Source organism: Massilia sp. CT11-108 (genome assembly GCF_047302915.1).
GTDB lineage: Bacteria > Pseudomonadota > Gammaproteobacteria > Burkholderiales > Burkholderiaceae_D > Telluria > Telluria orientalis.
The window spans coordinates 1-1,217 of the sequence record NZ_JBKYMO010000938.1; the positions used below are offsets into that span (position 1 = coordinate 1).

At 70.8% G+C, this 1,217-nt stretch carries 1 protein-coding gene and 1 pseudogene; one reads left to right on the forward strand and one right to left on the reverse strand.

What is annotated here, in order from left to right:
* Positions 1 to 469 (reverse strand): annotated as a pseudogene (locus tag ACEN88_RS32165) (hypothetical protein); the annotation flags it as partial.
* Between the two features lie 241 nt (positions 470 to 710).
* Between ACEN88_RS32165 and ACEN88_RS32170 the strand changes: the two are divergent.
* Positions 711 to 1,217: hypothetical protein (locus tag ACEN88_RS32170; RefSeq protein ID WP_413346270.1), on the forward strand; the 507-nt coding region annotated here is incomplete at its 3' end.

Consider the following 1,217-nt stretch of genomic DNA (forward strand, 5'->3'; position numbering starts at 1 on the left):
GGCATGGGCGCGGTTGATCGACGATCACCCGGACCGCTTCCTGTTCGGCTCCGAGGCGCTCGACGCGCGCGAACGGGTCGGCGTAGACCGGATTCGGATTGTGGTTGAGGTAGTAGAGCGGCGGCTGGGGCGCATGCGCCTGCGACGTGTGGCTGAGGACGAACTGCGGCGCCGGCGCAGGTTCGGCCGCCGGCGCCGGCGCAGACTGCGTCATGTGACTGAGGACGTACAGCGGCTGCGGCGGCGCGGCCGTTGCAGGTTCGGCCGCCGGCGCGGGCTGCCTCGTGTGACTGAGGATGTACGCCGGCGCGGGCGGCGTCTGTTCGCGCCGCATGCGTTCCGAGAACGCCGCGAATTTCGTGCCCAGGTCGAGGCGCGCGTGGTCGCGGTTCAGCGTCTCCGTCGCATAAGGGCGCGGCGCGCGCGCCTGCAGTTCCGGTGCCGGGGACGACGGGCCCGGGTCGTTCACCGGTCGGAAATAATTTGTGATGCGAGCTTGTGGCATGGGAACCTCGGTCGATTGGTCGGCACGTCCAGCATAGGACGCCGTGCGTGCCGGGCGCGGCGGGGATGCGATCCGGCCGCCCCGCCAGCGAAGTTTCGCATTCCCGGCGCCGCGCTTCGCATCGGCGCCGCGGTCCGCCGGCCGCCGGGATTATCGTTGCGCCACCGCCGACACCGCTCGGCCCACCCGACAAGCGAGAGACCCCATGACCGCATCGACCGACCCCCGCGTGCAATCCATCATCGAGACGATCGACACCTGCCTGGCGCAGGCCGAACGCCTGCCCGGCACGGCGGCGCACGATGCGGTCTTCGACACCGTGCCGGCGCTCAAGGCGCGCATCAATGCCACGCTGGCCGGCGACGCGCAGGCCGAGGCGCAGGCACTGGGCCACCTGGCCGCCATGTTCGAGCATTTCAAGCAGCGCCGCCCGGTCGCGCGCCTGCCGTATTCCCCGCTGCTCGACGGGCGCTACCCGTTCCGCGACGCGACGCACAGGCCGGTCCACATCGTCGCCGTGTCGGACGGGCCGGACCGGTTCGGCGCGTGCGAGGATCCGCGCCGCGAGGCAGTGCTGCCGTTCGTCGATCCCGATGCCGGCGAGGCGGGGCGGGGCCGCCCCCCCCCAGGTGGTTTTAACAAGTTAAGGCGCGCCCGCCAAAAGAACTGTGTTTGTAGGGGGGGGGGGGGGGGTAAAATAAAAAAAAGGGGG